We start from the raw sequence: 13774 nt of genomic DNA on the forward strand, positions 1-13774 counted from the left end.
AGCGCGGACAAGGGGGTCCGGGGGCTTGCCCCCGGTTACGGGAAGGGGCGGGGCCGGGGAAACATCCACCCGTGGTCCACCGGGCCGATGCCCCCACCCAGCGGGAAGCCCGCCGCGATCGCGCCCGTCACGTACGTCTTCGCCGCCGCCACCGCCTCCGGCACGGACAGCCCCTTCGCCAGCTCCGCCGCGACGGCGGAAGCCAGCGTGCACCCTGTCCCGTGCGTGTGCCGGTTGTCGTGCCGCGGCGCCCGCAGCCAGTGCTCCTCCGACCCGTCCGTCAGGAGGTCCACGGCGTCGCCGTCCAGGTGGCCCCCCTTGATCAGGGCCCAGCGCGGGCCGTACGAGAGCACCGCCCGCGCCGCGTCCCGCAGGCCGGCCTCGGAGGTGACCCGGACGCCCGTCAGCCAGGCGACCTCGTCGAGGTTGGGGGTGGCGACCGTCGCGGCCGGCAGCAGCTTCGTGCGGACCGCGTCGAGCGCGGAGGCCGCCAGCAGGGCGTCGCCGTGCTTGGAGATGCCCACCGGGTCGACGACCACGGGCGCGGGCACGTCCGCCAGCAGCTCCGCCACCGTCTCCACCAGCTCCGCCGACGCGAGCATGCCGGTCTTGACGGCCTGGACGCCGATGTCGTCGACGACGCTGCGGACCTGGGCCCGTACGGCCTCGGCCGGCAGGGGCCAGGCGCCCTGGACGCCCAGGGAGTTCTGCGCGGTCACCGCGGTGACCGCGCTCATGCCGTGCACCCCGAGGGCGAGCATCGTCTTCAGGTCGGCCTGGATGCCCGCGCCGCCCCCGGAGTCGGATCCGGCGACGGTGAGCACCCTCGGGGGTATGCGCATGCGCCGAATCTACTCGGCGTCCGTCATTCGCCGGGGTCGAGGTCCCCGAAGTGGTCCCAGCCTCCGGCCTTGTCCCAGGGGGCGCCGTCGACGGTGACCTGGGGCAGGGCGGAGGGGTTGACGACCTCGCCGATGACCTTCCAGCGGGCCGGCAGCTTCACGTCCGGCGGGAAGGTGGCCACGATGGCGTGGTCCTCTCCCCCGGTCAGCACCCACTGCAGCGGGTCGACGCCGACGGCCTGTCCGATGTCGGACATCTGCGTGGGGACGTCGATGGCCGCCGTGCGCAGGTCGATGCGGACCTTGCTGGCCTCGGCGATGTGCCCGAGGTCGGCGATGAGGCCGTCGCTGACGTCCGTCATGGCGGTGGCGCCGAGCGCGGCGGCCGCGGGGCCCGCGTGGTACGGGGGCTCGGGGCGCCGGTGGGCCTCGACGAAGGCGCGCGGCGAACGGAAGCCGCGGGAGAGCACGGCGAGGCCGGCCGCCGACCAGCCCAGCCAGCCGGTGACGGCGACGACGTCGCCGGCCCGGGCGCCGGCGCGGGTGACCGGTTCGGCGTTGCGCAGGTCGCCCAGCGCCGTGATGGCCACGGTGATGGTGTCGCCGCGCACGACGTCCCCGCCGACCACGGCCGCGCCCGCGACCTGGCACTCGTCGCGGATGCCGTCCATGAGCTCGGTCGGCCAGGTGGCGGGGAGCTCGGCGGGCACGACGAGGCCCAGCAGGACGGCGGTGGGCACCGCGCCCATGGCGGCGATGTCGGCGAGGTTCTGCGCCGTGGCCTTGCGGCCGACGTCGTAGGCGGTGGACCAGTCGCGGCGGAAGTGCCGTCCTTCCAGGAGGACGTCCGTACTGGCCACGACCCGGCGGTCGGGCGCCGCGACCACCGCGGCGTCGTCACCCGGCCCGAGCCGGACCGCCGGGGTGGTGGTGAGCCGGGAGGTCAGCTCTCTGATGAGCCCGAACTCCCCCAACTCGCCCACGGTGCCTTTCACTGAGCTCCTCCTCGGAGTGTCGGTTGCCCTGTTCGTGACGTGTTCCGCGCCGCGCAGGCCGCGCGGGTCTCCCCGCACCGTGCGGCGACGCGGTACCGTGGCGTCTCTTCTCCCCCCATGATCCTCGAAGCCGCCCTGGAGGTTCCGTGGTACAGGCGTACATCCTGATCCAGACCGAGGTCGGCAAGGCGTCGACCGTGGCCGAAGTCATCGGAAGGATCGACGGAGTGATGCAGGCCGAGGACGTCACCGGGCCGTACGACGTGATCGTGCGCGCCCAGGCGGACACGGTGGACGAGCTCGGCCGGATGGTGGTCGCGCAAGTCCAGAAGGTGGAGGGCATCACCCGCACCCTCACCTGCCCGGTCGTCCACATCTAGCTCCCCCGTATGCTCGGCCGGTGAAGTTCTCGCTCCGCCGGCCCTTCGGCCTGTCCGCCGTCGCCCTGCTGTCCGCCTGTGCCGCCTGCTCGGCCACGGACGGACCGGCGGGCCCGGCGGTGCCCACCCCCTCGGCGCGGCAGGCGGTGCTCTGCCGGGCGCTGCACGGGGAGCTGCCCGCCGAGGTGGACGGTCTCAGGAAGCGTGCCACCGATCCCGTCTCGGACTTCACCGCCGCCTGGGGCGGCGGCCCGTCGGTCACGTTGCGCTGCGGGGTGCCGAAGTCCGCGGTGGTGGCGCGGGCCACGAACGCGGTGGAGATCGACGGGATCAGCTGGGTGCCCGAGGAGCTGAGGGACGGCTCCGTGCGCTGCACCACGGTGCTGCGCGAGGCGTCGGTGGAGGTCACGCTCCCGAAGGAGACGTCCGGTGGCTTCGGCGCGTTGTCGGACCTCGCCGAAGCCATCCGGAGGACGATCCCCGAGGGGATCGCCGGCTAGTCCTCCCTAGCGCAGGCCGGTCGGCCGCCGCAGGGCGGCCTGGATGAGCCGGTCGACCAGCTCGGGGTAGCTCACGCCGCTCTCCTGCCACATGCGCGGGTACATGGAGATGGGCGTGAAGCCGGGCATGGTGTTGATCTCGTTGATCACGAACTCGCCGTCCTCGGTGAGGAAGAAGTCCGCGCGGACCAGGCCCTCGCAGGAGACGGCGTCGAAGGCCCGGATCGCCAGCTCCTGCACCCGGCGCGTCTCGTCCTCGCTGAGCGGGGCGGGCACGATGCCGGAGGCGGAGTCGATGTACTTGGCCTCGAAGTCGTAGAAGTCGTGGGCGGAGACCGGGGGGATCTCGGCGGGCACGCTGGCGCGCGGGCCGTCCTCGAACTCCAGCACGCCGCACTCGATCTCGCGGCCGCGCAGCAACGATTCGACCAGGATCTTCGGGTCGTGGCGGCGGGCCTCGGCGATGGCGTCGTCCAGGCCGGAGAGGTCGTCGACCTTGGTGATGCCCATGGAGGAGCCGGCGCGGGCGGGCTTCACGAAGAGCGGCCAGCCGTGCTCGCCGGCGAAGTCCACGATCTTCTTGCGGGCGGCGGCCGGGTCGGTGTCCCACTCGCGGGGGCGGATCACCTCGTACGGGCCGACGGGCAGCCCGTAGGAGATGAAGACCCGCTTCATGTACTCCTTGTCCTGGCCGACGGCGGAGGCGAGGACGCCCGCGCCGACGTAGGGGATTCCGGCCAGGTCCAGCATGCCCTGGAGGGTGCCGTCCTCGCCGTACGGACCGTGCAGCACGGGGAAGACGACGTCGACCTCGCCCAGCGCCTTGGGAACGGCGCCCGGCTCGGTGTAGACGACCTCGCGGCTGGAGGGGTCGACGGGCAGCAGGACGGCGCCCTCGGCCGAGTCGGTGAGCTGGTCGACGCTCGGCAGCGCGCGGTCGGCGATGGCCATCCGCTCGGGATCGTCGGCGGTGAGGGCCCAACGGCCGTCGGTCGTAATGCCGATCGGCAGCACGTCGTACTTGGTCCGGTCGACGGCGCGCAGCACGGCGCCCGCCGTGACCACCGAGATGGCGTGCTCGGAACTGCGACCGCCGAAGACGACCGCGACGCGCGGCTTCCGGTCAGGGCTCTGGGGGGAGGTCTGGCTGCTCATATCGCGTTGAGAGTACCTGGTGGGAGGGCGTGCTTCAGTGCCGCTCGGGCTTGGCGCTGCGGGACATCAGCTCCTTGAGCGCCACCATGGGGGGCTTGCCCTCGTGCACGATGCCGACGACGGTCTCGGTGATCGGCATGTCGACATGGTGACGGCCGGCCAGATCGAGCACGCTCTCGCAGGACTTGACGCCCTCGGCCGTCTGCTTGGTGACGGCGATGGTCTCGGCGAGGGTCATGCCGCGGCCGAGGTTGGTGCCGAAGGTGTGGTTGCGCGAGAGCGGGGAGGAGCAGGTGGCGACGAGGTCGCCCATGCCCGCGAGGCCGGCGAAGGTGTGCGCGTCGGCGCCCATGGCCAGGCCCAGGCGGGTCGTCTCGGCGAGGCCGCGGGTGATGAGGGACGCCTTGGCGTTGTCGCCCAGGCCCATGCCGTCGGCGATGCCCACGGCCAGGGCGATGACGTTCTTGACGGCGCCGCCCAGTTCGCAGCCGACCACGTCGGTGTTGGTGTACGGGCGGAAGTAGGCGGTGTGGCAGGCGGCCTGCAGCCGCTTGGCGACGGACTCGTCGCGGCAGGCGACGACGGCGGCGGCGGGCTGCCGGGCGGCGATCTCCTTGGCGAGGTTGGGGCCGGTGAGGACGGCGACCCGGTCCGGGGAGACCTTGGCGACCTCCTCGATGACCTCGCTCATCCGCTTGGCGGTGCCCAGTTCGACGCCCTTCATCAGGGAGACGAGCACGGTGTCGCCGGCCAGCAGCGGCGCCCACTCGGTGAGGTTGCCGCGCAGGGTCTGGGAGGGGACGGCGAGGACGGTGAACGCCGCGCCGTGCGCCGCCTCGGCGGGATCGGTGGTGGCCCGGACGGCGGCGGGGAGCTCGATGCCGGGGAGGTAGTCGGGGTTGGTCCGGCCGGTGTTGATGGCGTCCACGAGGGAGCCCCGGCGGCCCCACATGGTGACCTCGCAGCCCGCGTCGGCGAGGATCATCGCGAAGGCGGTGCCCCAGGATCCGGTGCCGTATACGGCGCAACGCGTCACTTGCTGTCCTCCTGCGGCCGGTGGTGGGCTTCCGCGCGGGCCGCGGCGCGGGCCTTCTTGAGGTTGTACGGCTCGGCCGGGGCCGGCTCCTCGCGCAGTTCGGCCAGGAGCGCGGTGATGGCCTTCATGATGGTGTCGGTGGCCTCGCGCAGCACCTCTCCGGTGGGCTCCCGGTCGTAGTACGCGGAGAGGTCGACGGGCGGGCCGGCCAGGACCTTGAGGGTCTTGCGGGGGAAGAGCCGCAGCTTCTTCTCCCTGGCGTAGGGCGGCATGGCCTCGTTGGCGCCCCACTGGGCGACGGGGATGACCGGGGCCTTGGTGAGCAGGGCGACGCGGGCGGCGCCCGTCTTGCCCTCCATGGGCCACATGTCGGGGTCCCGGGTGAGGGTGCCCTCGGGGTAGAAGGCCACGCACTCGCCCTTGTTGATGGCGTCCACGGCGGCCCGGAAGGCGTTGGCGGCGTCGGTGCTCTCACGGTAGACGGGGATCTGCCCGGTGCCGCGCAGCACCGCGCCCACGAAGCTGCCCTTGAAGAGGCCGGCCTTGGCCAGGAAGCGCGGGACGCGCCCGGTGTTGTACTGGAAGTGGGCGTACGACAGGGGGTCGAGGTAGGAGTTGTGGTTGACCGCGGTGATGAATCCGCCGTCGGCCGGAATGTGCTCCATTCCCCGCCAGTCCCGCTTGAAAAGAACCACGAGCGGCGGTTTCGCCAACACCGCCGTAAAGCGGTACCAGAAGCCGATTCTGTGGCGGGACACTCGGACACCCTTCTGTTGGGACCTGGAAGCTGCTTCGGGCCTGCTGCTCACCCGGGGGCCGGACAAGTGTCGCCCCAGGTACCCGGTCTGTCGAGAACACCGTAACCCCGGGCTCCGCATGCGGCCGCGGCAGCGGGGGGACAATGGGCCGGGGACGAGTGGGAGGGGGCGCGGGTGCGCTGGACGCTGGTGGTGCCGCTGAAGCCGCTGGCCGCGGCCAAGAGCCGCCTCGTGGCGGGAGCCGGGCGGCTGCCGGGGCCCGCGCTGGCGCTGGCGTTCGCCCTGGACACCGTGGGCGCGGCGCTGGCCTGCGGCTCCGTGCGGGATGTGGCGGTCGTCACCCGGGACGGGCGGGCGGGAGCGGAGCTGGCCGCGCTGGGGGCGCGGGTGCTGCCCGAGCCGCCGGGCGGCGGCGGGCTGAACGCGGCCCTGGCGCACGGTGCGCGGAGCGTACGGGCCGGCCGGCCGCACGCGGCGGTGGCGACCCTCAATGCGGATCTGCCCGCGCTGCGCCCGGTGGAACTCGGGCGGGTGCTCGATTCCGCCGCCGAATTCCCGCGCGCATTTCTTCCGGATGCCGCCGGAATCGGCACGACGGTGCTGGCCGCCGCCCCGGGAATGGAATTGGCTCCGGCGTTCGAGGGGCGTTCGCGCGCCCGGCACCGCGCCTCGGGAGCATGGGAGATCGCCCTGGAGGGGGTGGATTCCGTGCGGCAGGACGTGGACACCGAGCTGGATTTGCGGGCGGCCCTGGCGCTGGGTGTGGGTCCGCGCACGGCGGCCGTGGCGGCCGGCGTGCTCATGCCCGGGCCACAGGCGCACTAGGCTGCTGGACATGCAGGCGACCGCGTACACCTTCGACCCTCAGACCCGCTCCGGGAGCGTGCTCCTGGACGACGGCACGCCCGTGCCCTTCGACGGGGCGGCGTTCGACGCCGGGGGGCTGCGGCTGCTGCGGCCCGGCCAGCGGGTGCGCATCGAGTTCGCCGAGGGGGCGACGGGCCCGGTGGAGCAGCGCCGGGTGGCGCTGGTGACGCTGCAGACCTTCTGAGGGACGCGCCGGACGCCCCCGAGGGCGTCGTGCCTCCCACGCACCGCGGGCCGGGCTCCCCGGAGGGAGCCCGGCCCGGCGCGTTACGCCGTACCTTCGCAGCCTTACTTCTTCTTGGCCGCGGTCTTCTTGGCGGTGGTCTTGCGCGCGGTGGTCTTGCGGGCCGGAGCCTTGACGGCGGCGGCCTTCTTCGCGGGCGCGGTCTTCTTCGCAGCAGCCGTCTTCTTCACGGCGGCGGCCTTCTTCGCGGGCGTCGCCTTCTTCGCGGCGGCGGCCTTCGTGGTGGTGGCCGCCTTCTTCGCGGGCGCCGCCTTCTTCGCCGTGGTCGCCTTCTTGGCGGCCGTGGTCTTCTTGGCGGCCGTGGTCTTCGCCGCGGTCGTCTTCTTGGCGGCCGTCGTCTTCTTCACGGCGGTCTTCTTGGCGGTGGCCTTCTTGGCCGCGGCCTTGGTGGTGGCCTTGCCGCCCGAAAGGCTGCCCTTGGGCGCCTTCTTGACGGAGACCTCGCCGCCCTTGGGCAGCTTCTTCGTACCGGCCACCAGGTCCTTGAAGCCCTGGCCCGCGCGGAAGCGCGGCACCGAGGTCTTCTTGACCCGCACGCGCTCACCCGTCTGCGGGTTGCGGGCGTAACGGGCGGGGCGGTCGACCTTCTCGAACGAGCCGAAGCCGGTGACCGAGACCCGGTCACCGGCGACGACCGCGCGGACGATCGCGTCGAGTACCGCGTCGACCGCGTCTGCGGCCTGCTGGCGGCCACCGAGCTTGTCGGCAATCGCTTCAACGAGCTGCGCCTTGTTCACGTCTTCCCCTTCGGAGACATTGGCTGGAATGTGCTCCAGCTTTTTCGCACGTTAGGCAGATATATACCGCAAATCAAACACGAAACGGTCTAATCACCCTTGTGCCGCAACGAACTCGACCCATCACGGAGTTCCGTCGGTGTCGGGCTCTTGGGGGAAACGGCCCTCGTCGAGGTCGTTCATCAGCCGGTCCAGACGCCTTGCCGCGCCTGAGAGATCGTGCTTCGCCGAGGCCGTGATGGCCAGCAGCTGCCGGGACAGCGCCATCCGTACGCCCTCCGGGACTTGCAGTGCGCGCACTCTTGTGTGCGCTTCCTTCAGTTGGTCGGCGACGAGCCGGTAAAGCTCGAGTTGGCTGTCGCGTTCCATGCACCGATTGTGCCATCTGAGGCGAGTTGTCGCTTCACGGGCCCTCAACAAAGCAACGCGCCCCCTGTCCGAAGACAGGGGGCGCATCATGCCAAACCCTGGGTGAGCAGCGAAAATCCGGGGCCTCGGGAAGCCTTCCCGAGCCGCCCGACACTGGGCCAAACGAGCCGTAATCGGGCTCAGATCCGGGCCGTGGACGGCTTGTACGAGGGCCTGCCCGCCTCGAAGGCGGCGATGTCGGCTTCGTGCCGGAGGGTCAGACCGATGTCGTCCAGGCCCTCCAGCAGCCGCCACCGGGCGTTCTCGTCAAGCTCAAAATCGGCCGTGATGCCCTCGGCCCGCACCTGGCGCGCCACGAGATCGACCGTCACCTCGGCGGTGGGGTCCTTCTCGGTCAGCTGCCAGAGGGCGTCGACGGTCTCCTGCGGCAGGACCACCGTCAGCAATCCGTTCTTGAGCGAGTTGCCGCGGAAGATGTCGGCGAAGCGGGACGACACGACGGTTTTGAAGCCGTAGTTCTGCAGCGCCCACACCGCGTGCTCGCGGGAGGAGCCGGTGCCGAAGTCGGGACCCGCGACCAGCACGGTCGCGCCCGCCCGCTCGGGCCGGTTGAGGACGAACTCCGGGTCCTTGCGCCACGCCTCGAAGAGCCCGTCCTCGAAGCCGTCGCGGGTGACCTTCTTCAGCCAGTGCGCGGGGATGATCTGGTCGGTGTCGACGTTGCTGCGGCGCAGCGGGACGGCCCGGCCGGTGTGCGTGGTGAATGCTTCCATCGGTCTCAGACCTCCACGGTGGTGCGTACGTCGGTGGCGCCGGCGAGGCCCGGCAGGTCGGCCGGGGAGGCCAGGTGGCCCAGTACGGCGGTGGCCGCGGCGACCTGGGGGGAGACCAGGTGGGTGCGGCCGCCCTTGCCCTGCCTGCCCTCGAAGTTGCGGTTGGAGGTGGACGCGGACCGCTCGCCGGGAGCGAGTTGGTCGGGGTTCATGCCCAGGCACATCGAGCAGCCGGCGTGCCGCCATTCGGCACCGGCCGCGGTGAACACCTTGTCCAGCCCCTCCTCGACGGCCTGCAGCGCCACGCGGACGGAGCCGGGGACGACGAGCATCCGTACGCCGTCGGCGACGGCGCGGCCGTCGATGACCGAGGCGGCGGCGCGCAGGTCCTCGATGCGGCCGTTGGTGCACGAGCCGACGAAGACGGTGTCCACGGCGATCTCGCGCAGCGGCTGACCTGCCGTCAACCCCATGTACTCCAGAGCCTTTTCGGCGGCCAGGCGCTCCGAGGCGTCGGTGTACGAGGCGGGGTCGGGGACCGCCGACGACAGGGGTGCGCCCTGGCCGGGGTTGGTGCCCCAGGTGACGAAGGGGGAGAGCTCGGAGGCGTCGATGACGACCTCGTGGTCGAAGACGGCGTCGTCGTCGGTGCGCAGGGTGCGCCAGTGGGCGACGGCGGCGTCCCAGTCCTCGCCGCGGGGGGCGTGGGGGCGGCCCTGGAGGTAGGCGAAGGTGGTGTCGTCGGGGGCGATCATGCCGGCCCGGGCGCCCGCCTCGATGGACATGTTGCACACGGTCATCCGGGCCTCCATCGAGAGCTTCTCGATGGCGGAGCCGCGGTACTCGATGACGTAGCCCTGGCCGCCGCCGGTGCCGATCCGGGCGATGATCGCCAGGATCAGGTCCTTGGCCGTGACGCCCTCGGGCAGCTCGCCCTCGACGGTGATCGCCATCGTCTTGAAGGGCGACAGCGGCAGGGTCTGGGTGGCCAGGACGTGCTCGACCTGGCTGGTGCCGATGCCGAAGGCCAGCGCGCCGAAGGCGCCGTGCGTGGAGGTGTGGCTGTCGCCGCAGACCACGGTGGTGCCGGGCTGGGTGAGGCCGAGCTGCGGTCCCACCACGTGGACCACGCCCTGCTCGACGTCGCCCAGCGGGTGCAGCCGCACGCCGAACTCGGCGCAGTTGCGGCGCAGGGTCTCCAGCTGGGTGCGGGAGACGGGGTCCGCGATGGGCTTGTCGATGTCGAGGGTGGGGGTGTTGTGGTCCTCGGTGGCGATGGTCAGGTCCAGCCTGCGGACCGGACGGCCCGCTTTCCGCAGGCCGTCGAAAGCCTGCGGGCTGGTGACCTCGTGGAGCAGGTGCAGGTCGATGTAGAGGAGGTCGGGCTCGCCTTCGGCGCGCGTGACGACGTGGTCGTCCCAGACCTTCTCCGCGAGTGTCCGTCCCATCGCTGTATCTCCTGTGAGCTGGGGGCTGTCCTTTCCAGATTGGCGCCTCCCGGGAAATATTGAACTTGCGTTTCACAGTGTGAGACGCAAGTATCGTTGCATGGACAACTCAGGCGGCGCCTCTAGCGGAGTGGGCGTACTCGACAAGGCGGCTCTGGTACTGAGCGCTCTGGAGTCCGGTCCGGCGACCCTCGCCGGGCTGGTCACGGCCACGGGGCTGGCGCGTCCGACGGCGCACCGGCTCGCGGTGGCCCTGGAGCACCACCGGATGGTGGCGCGCGACATGCAGGGCCGTTTCATCCTCGGTCCCCGGCTGAGCGAGCTGGCGGCCGCGGCGGGCGAGGACCGGCTCCTGGCCACGGCCGGCCCGGTCCTCACGCACCTGCGCGACGTCACGGGCGAGAGCGCCCAGCTCTACCGGCGCCAGGGCGACATGCGCATCTGTGTGGCGGCGGCCGAGCGGCTGTCCGGACTGCGGGACACCGTGCCGGTGGGTTCGACGCTGCCGATGAAGGCCGGCTCCGCCGCCCAGGTCCTCATGGCCTGGGAGGAGCCCGAGCGGCTGCACCGCGGCCTGCAGGGGGCCCGTTTCACGGCGACCGCGCTCTCGGGCGTGCGGCGGCGGGGCTGGGCCCAGTCGATCGGCGAGCGGGAGCCGGGTGTGGCGTCGGTCTCGGCGCCGGTCCGTGGGCCCTCGAACCGCGTCGTGGCCGCCGTCTCGGTCTCCGGACCGATCGAGCGCCTGACCCGGCACCCGGGCCGTATGCACGCCCAGGCGGTCCTGGACGCCGCCGTCCGCCTCACCGAGGCCCTGCGCCGCAACGGCTGAGGCTCGCCGGGGGGATTTTGCCCCTGCCCCGCCCTTTCACCGTTTCCTGTCCTCAAACGCCGGACGGGCTGGTTGTCGTCACGGGACCGGGCGGGCTGATCGGTGTTACAGGACCGGACGGGCTGGTTGTTGTTACGGGAAGGGGCGGGGCGGGGGAAGGCGTTCCGCGTCGCCCGGGCCCGGGATGCGCAGGGTCAGACGGGTCAGCGGGCCGTGGGTGCGGACGTCCAGGGAATCGCTCAGGGTGCGGGCCAGCCACAGGCCGTCCTCGGCACCCGACGCCCGCCCCGGCGGCCGGAAGCCGGCGAAGGCCGGCACGGGCTCCCCGCCGGCCTCCTCCTCCGTGCGCAGCAGCTCGTACGCCAGCGCTCCCGGCTCCTCCCACCCCCGCAGTGCCACCCGCGCGCCCCGCGGGCCCAGCAGGTAGCCGGCCGCCTCGCAGACGGCCAGGACGGCCAGGGACAGCCGCTCGCCCGTCAGGCCGCCCGCGAGGGCCCGGGCGCGGGCGAAGAGCCGTACGTCGGCCAGCAGGTCCGTGGGGCCCGTACGGGCCGCCCCGGCGGGGGCGGCGGTCCGGGGCAGCGGGACGCCGGCCACGTAGTCGCCCGGGTCGGCGTAGGTCCCGCAGGGGATCAGCCGCTCGCCGTCCATCCGCGCCGGGTGGGTGGCGCAGGCGGCCTGGGCCACGTCCCGCGGCACGCTCCGGGTGTCGTACGGGCAGATCATCCACACCGGCAGGCCGGCCAGCAGCACGTTGAGCCCGGATTCCATCCGCTTCCACTCCGCGACCTGGCGGGCGGACTTCCCGCCCCACACCGGCTCGGCGATCATCCGGGTCCGGCGTCCGGGCCGGGCGCGGTGGTCGTGGTAGCGCAGGAAGGCCGTGACCCGCTCCACGGGCCGGCGGCCGAAGTAGGCCGTCTCGGCCGTGTCGAGGGCGTGCGCCCGCTCCCCCAGGGCCTGCCGGAGCAGCTCGATGTTGGCGGGCGTCGTCGCGGCCAGCACGGGCTCCCCCGCGGCGAGACCGTCCGCCACGAACGGCACGGCCATCGCCAGGAACTCCGCGTCGGTCCCGTACAGGCAGGCGTGATGGACGAAGCCGGACCCCTCAGCAGGCATGCACGGCCCCCAGCCGGAGGCCCGGGGTGCGGTCCCAGCCGACGAGGGTGATGACGTGCAGGAGGTGCGGCGGCAGCCCGCTGAGCTCGACGGTGGCGTGCCGGGCGGCGCGGGCCCGGGCGAAGGTCATCAGCAGCCGCAGGCCCCCGAGGTCCAGGAATTCCACCCGGGACATCTCCAGGCGCACGTCGCCGCGGACGCCGGCCACCGACCGCAGGGCGTCCCGCAGCCGCCGGTGGGCGCCGGCGTCGACCACGCCCTCTATGCGCAGGCCCTGGGGACGGTAGGTGCGCACGACGACGAGTTCGGCCGTCCGGACGAGGGGGTCGGCCTCGACGCTCCGGGCGTGCGCGGACGCGAAGGCGTCCAGGGCAGCCGGTTCGCAGCGGCGGATGTCGTACTGGCAGACGGCCAGCGCACCGCCGGAGCTGAACTCCTCCGCGAGTAACGCCTCGTACCGCAGCAGCCGGGCGACGCCGGGGCCGCCGATGGCGCTGTGCCCGTCGTCGCACAGGGCGGCGCAGGGGTCACCGGCGACCCGCAGGGCCCGGTAGCCCTCCTCGCGGGAGCGCGCGGCGGCGGTCCGTAGCCGCCGCATGAGCGCGGCGGGCTCCAACTGGCCCGTGCCGGAGAGGAATTCGGCCAGCCGTACGATCTCCACGCGGTCGGCCAGCCCGCCGGGCACCGTGGTGAGCCGGCATTCGTCCCACAGGACGCCGGGACCGTCGGGGCTCTGTGCACCGCTCAGATAGAGGATCTTGTCCTCGGCGTCCAGTCCCCCGAGGACGAAGTCCCGCAGGATCGACGCCCGCTCCTCGTCCGACTCGAACAGCAGGCACGCATGGTCGCCGGGTTGGAGATCACCGACGTGGACCCGGCGGCGCACGCCGTGGGGATGGACCATGCGGGGATTATCCCGCCGCCCCCGGGGCGGGGGAAGGACGCATGAAAAAATGCCCCCCGCCGAGCGGGAGGCATTTTCTCTTTTCTGTACCCCCGACCGGATTCGAACCGGCGCTACCGCCTTGAGAGGGCGGCGTGCTAGGCCGCTACACAACGGGGGCCTGCTTTTTTGTTTTCCTTGCAGACTCGGAAAGCAATCTGCGCTGGGGTACCAGGACTCGAACCTAGACTAAGGGAACCAGAAACCCTCGTGCTGCCAATTACACCATACCCCATGGTGGTTTTACCCAGTACCCCCGACCGGATTCGAACCGGCGCTACCGCCTTGAGAGGGCGGCGTGCTAGGCCGCTACACAACGGGGGCCCTAGCGATTCCCTTTGAGGTCACCCTCGCAGGAATCTGTACCCCCGACCGGATTCGAACCGGCGCTACCGCCTTGAGAGGGCGGCGTGCTAGGCCGCTACACAACGGGGGCTTGCACTTCGCTTTTGCGCTTCCGCGCGGTGACTACTTTATCAGTAGTTTTGCGAGAGAATTTCCAGTGGATTTTCTCTTGCTGGGGTACCAGGACTCGAACCTAGACTAAGGGAACCAGAAACCCTCGTGCTGCCAATTACACCATACCCCACCGTAACTCCACCCCCCGTAAGGGGTCTTGTCCGGCTTGCGCCCTCCGCTCCGGCCTCTCGGCCCTCCCGGGCGGCGCAGGAAGAACATTACCCGAAGGTGGACGGGGGTCCAAAATCGATAACCCGCCTGGTGCCCGGGCGGCCGTACGCACGGGGCCCGGCGGCCTGAGCAGGCTGCCGGGCCCCGTG

The 13774-nt window shown here is 72.0% G+C and carries 16 protein-coding genes and 5 tRNA genes; 5 read left to right on the forward strand and 16 right to left on the reverse strand.

The annotated features are described in order from the left end of the window. Positions 1-35: 35 nt before the first annotated feature. Complete coding sequence (gene thiD, locus LE181_RS14530) at positions 36-842, reverse strand: bifunctional hydroxymethylpyrimidine kinase/phosphomethylpyrimidine kinase (RefSeq protein ID WP_225661680.1); 807 nt, start codon at positions 840-842, stop codon at positions 36-38. A 23-nt stretch (positions 843-865) separates the two neighbouring features. Further along, on the reverse strand, positions 866-1837 hold the full coding sequence (locus tag LE181_RS14535; RefSeq protein ID WP_225661681.1) for a thiamine-phosphate kinase: 972 nt from the start codon (positions 1835-1837) through the stop codon (positions 866-868). A 146-nt stretch (positions 1838-1983) separates the two neighbouring features. Between LE181_RS14535 and LE181_RS14540 the strand changes: the two genes are divergently transcribed. Further along, positions 1984-2217 carry an Lrp/AsnC ligand binding domain-containing protein gene (locus tag LE181_RS14540; RefSeq protein WP_225661682.1) on the forward strand — a complete coding sequence of 78 codons (234 nt, stop codon included), beginning with the start codon at positions 1984-1986 and terminating at the stop codon, positions 2215-2217. A 20-nt stretch (positions 2218-2237) separates the two neighbouring features. After that, entirely contained in the window at positions 2238-2717 is a 480-nt protein-coding gene (locus LE181_RS14545; RefSeq protein WP_225661683.1) for a DUF3515 domain-containing protein, read from the forward strand. 6 nt (positions 2718-2723) lie between these two features. On the opposite strand, the gene LE181_RS14550 is transcribed toward LE181_RS14545, so the two are convergent. From LE181_RS14550 to LE181_RS14560, 3 genes are read right to left on the reverse strand one after another with little or no spacing between them, the layout of a single operon-like run. Next, complete coding sequence (locus tag LE181_RS14550) at positions 2724-3872, reverse strand: D-alanine--D-alanine ligase family protein (RefSeq protein ID WP_225661684.1); 1149 nt, start codon at positions 3870-3872, stop codon at positions 2724-2726. A gap of 34 nt (positions 3873-3906) precedes the next feature. Continuing rightward, positions 3907-4908: an NAD(P)H-dependent glycerol-3-phosphate dehydrogenase gene (locus LE181_RS14555; protein ID WP_225661685.1), complete on the reverse strand. Its 1002-nt coding sequence runs from the start codon at positions 4906-4908 to the stop codon at positions 3907-3909. Further along, positions 4905-5666: a lysophospholipid acyltransferase family protein gene (locus LE181_RS14560; RefSeq protein WP_225661686.1), complete on the reverse strand. Its 762-nt coding sequence runs from the start codon at positions 5664-5666 to the stop codon at positions 4905-4907. The genes LE181_RS14555 and LE181_RS14560 overlap by 4 nt, the downstream gene beginning before the upstream one ends. A 174-nt stretch (positions 5667-5840) precedes the next feature. Between LE181_RS14560 and cofC the strand changes: the two genes are divergently transcribed. Together cofC and LE181_RS14570 are read left to right on the forward strand one after the other, a co-directional pair. Then, a complete protein-coding gene (cofC, locus tag LE181_RS14565) occupies positions 5841-6491 on the forward strand; it encodes a 2-phospho-L-lactate guanylyltransferase (RefSeq protein ID WP_225661687.1) in 651 nt (216 codons plus the stop codon). A 10-nt stretch (positions 6492-6501) separates the two neighbouring features. Continuing rightward, positions 6502-6717 (forward strand): hypothetical protein, encoded by a 216-nt coding sequence (locus tag LE181_RS14570; RefSeq protein ID WP_225661688.1) that lies wholly within the window; start codon positions 6502-6504, stop codon positions 6715-6717. Between the two features lie 104 nt (positions 6718-6821). Here the strand turns inward: LE181_RS14570 and LE181_RS14575 are convergent, their stop codons facing one another. The 4 genes from LE181_RS14575 to leuC all read right to left on the reverse strand — a co-directional run bounded on the left by LE181_RS14575 (position 6822) and on the right by leuC (position 10104). Further along, the gene (locus LE181_RS14575; RefSeq protein ID WP_225661689.1) at positions 6822-7514 is read right to left on the reverse strand and encodes an HU family DNA-binding protein; all 693 of its coding nucleotides are present in this window, start codon (positions 7512-7514) and stop codon (positions 6822-6824) included. 123 nt (positions 7515-7637) lie between these two features. Further along, the gene (locus LE181_RS14580) at positions 7638-7883 is read right to left on the reverse strand and encodes an SCO5555 family protein (protein WP_190109960.1); all 246 of its coding nucleotides are present in this window, start codon (positions 7881-7883) and stop codon (positions 7638-7640) included. A gap of 179 nt (positions 7884-8062) precedes the next feature. Then, the gene (leuD, locus tag LE181_RS14585; RefSeq protein ID WP_225661691.1) at positions 8063-8656 is read right to left on the reverse strand and encodes a 3-isopropylmalate dehydratase small subunit; all 594 of its coding nucleotides are present in this window, start codon (positions 8654-8656) and stop codon (positions 8063-8065) included. Positions 8657-8661: 5 nt separating this feature from the next. Continuing rightward, positions 8662-10104: a 3-isopropylmalate dehydratase large subunit gene (gene leuC, locus LE181_RS14590; protein WP_225661692.1), complete on the reverse strand. Its 1443-nt coding sequence runs from the start codon at positions 10102-10104 to the stop codon at positions 8662-8664. Positions 10105-10204: 100 nt separating this feature from the next. Here leuC and ndgR point away from each other — a divergent pair, with 100 nt between their 5' ends. Continuing rightward, positions 10205-10933: an IclR family transcriptional regulator NdgR gene (gene ndgR, locus LE181_RS14595; protein WP_040889156.1), complete on the forward strand. Its 729-nt coding sequence runs from the start codon at positions 10205-10207 to the stop codon at positions 10931-10933. Positions 10934-11065: 132 nt separating this feature from the next. Here ndgR and LE181_RS14600 read toward each other — a convergent pair whose 3' ends face one another. The 7 genes from LE181_RS14600 to LE181_RS14630 all read right to left on the reverse strand — a co-directional run bounded on the left by LE181_RS14600 (position 11066) and on the right by LE181_RS14630 (position 13584). Further along, positions 11066-12052 (reverse strand): anti-sigma factor RsbA family regulatory protein, encoded by a 987-nt coding sequence (locus LE181_RS14600; RefSeq protein ID WP_225661693.1) that lies wholly within the window; start codon positions 12050-12052, stop codon positions 11066-11068. Continuing rightward, on the reverse strand, positions 12042-12956 hold the full coding sequence (locus LE181_RS14605; protein WP_225661694.1) for an MEDS domain-containing protein: 915 nt from the start codon (positions 12954-12956) through the stop codon (positions 12042-12044). The genes LE181_RS14600 and LE181_RS14605 overlap by 11 nt, the downstream gene beginning before the upstream one ends. A gap of 87 nt (positions 12957-13043) precedes the next feature. After that, positions 13044-13116 (reverse strand) — tRNA-Glu (locus tag LE181_RS14610). 42 nt (positions 13117-13158) lie between these two features. Beyond that, positions 13159-13230, reverse strand: a tRNA-Gln gene (locus tag LE181_RS14615). A 16-nt stretch (positions 13231-13246) separates the two neighbouring features. Further along, positions 13247-13319: transfer RNA gene (locus LE181_RS14620), tRNA-Glu, on the reverse strand. 39 nt (positions 13320-13358) lie between these two features. Then, a tRNA-Glu gene (locus LE181_RS14625) sits at positions 13359-13431 on the reverse strand. 81 nt (positions 13432-13512) lie between these two features. Then, positions 13513-13584: transfer RNA gene (locus LE181_RS14630), tRNA-Gln, on the reverse strand. Positions 13585-13774: the final 190 nt, after the last annotated feature.

This window comes from Streptomyces sichuanensis (genome assembly GCF_020328095.1).
GTDB classification, from domain to species: Bacteria; Actinomycetota; Actinomycetes; order Streptomycetales; family Streptomycetaceae; genus Streptomyces; species Streptomyces cinnamoneus.

Coding starts and splice junctions, on each gene's coding strand:
- ndgR (WP_040889156.1), top strand. CDS start 10,205: ATGGACAACTCAGGCGGCGCCTCTAGCGGAGTGGGCGTACTCGACAAG.
- LE181_RS14605 (WP_225661694.1), bottom strand. CDS start 12,956: ATGGTCCATCCCCACGGCGTGCGCCGCCGGGTCCACGTCGGTGATCTC.
- LE181_RS14550 (WP_225661684.1), bottom strand. CDS start 3,872: ATGAGCAGCCAGACCTCCCCCCAGAGCCCTGACCGGAAGCCGCGCGTC.
- leuC (WP_225661692.1), bottom strand. CDS start 10,104: ATGGGACGGACACTCGCGGAGAAGGTCTGGGACGACCACGTCGTCACG.
- leuD (WP_225661691.1), bottom strand. CDS start 8,656: ATGGAAGCATTCACCACGCACACCGGCCGGGCCGTCCCGCTGCGCCGC.
- LE181_RS14570 (WP_225661688.1), top strand. CDS start 6,502: ATGCAGGCGACCGCGTACACCTTCGACCCTCAGACCCGCTCCGGGAGC.
- LE181_RS14600 (WP_225661693.1), bottom strand. CDS start 12,052: ATGCCTGCTGAGGGGTCCGGCTTCGTCCATCACGCCTGCCTGTACGGG.
- thiD (WP_225661680.1), bottom strand. CDS start 842: ATGCGCATACCCCCGAGGGTGCTCACCGTCGCCGGATCCGACTCCGGG.
- LE181_RS14580 (WP_190109960.1), bottom strand. CDS start 7,883: ATGGAACGCGACAGCCAACTCGAGCTTTACCGGCTCGTCGCCGACCAA.